This window comes from Agrobacterium sp. MCAB5 (assembly GCF_052114365.1).
In the GTDB taxonomy this organism is placed as follows: Bacteria; Pseudomonadota; Alphaproteobacteria; order Rhizobiales; family Rhizobiaceae; genus Agrobacterium; species Agrobacterium tumefaciens.
On record NZ_JBFREP010000206.1, the window covers coordinates 1 to 508 of the forward strand.

The 508-nt window shown below is 57.7% G+C and carries 1 pseudogene; it reads right to left on the reverse strand.

Going from position 1 to position 508, the window contains the following annotated elements:
• Positions 1-508 (reverse strand): annotated as a pseudogene (locus AB4Z23_RS28245) (GumC family protein); the annotation flags it as partial.

A 508-nucleotide genomic window follows, 5' to 3' on the forward strand; every position in this document is an offset into this window, starting at 1 on the left:
ATCCGCGCCTCCGCAGTCGCGATGCCGTCCTGTTCGATAGTCTGCTTGTAGCGGGCCAGATATGTCTCGTAGATCGAGCGGTTCGCTGCTGCTTCCCGGTCAAGTTGCCCGGATTGAACCATTGCCATATCCGTCGTGGAAATGGCGCGTTGCACATCATTGAGGCTTGCCTCGACTTCCTGCCGCTGTTTTTCGTTGACCTCGATCTCGTTGCGCAAGGCAGCGATGATCTGGGCGATCTCTGAATCGATCTGTTTGTTAAGTGAACTGAGCTGGGAGGATAATTGCGGCCGCTCAGGGCTCATGACAGCGCCGCTTTCATCGATCTGTGCGATGGCTCTGATGACCCTCGCCTGCTCGGCCCTTAAAAGCTGGATTGTTGGTGAGGACAGAACTTCGGTGATCCCGAGCCCATCGCCGCTTTTCTGCAGTTCGAGCGCTGTGGCCAGGCGCGCCCTTGACCCCGCCAGTTTGGCCTGTAGCGTCGTCAGCTCGACGTTCAGACTTG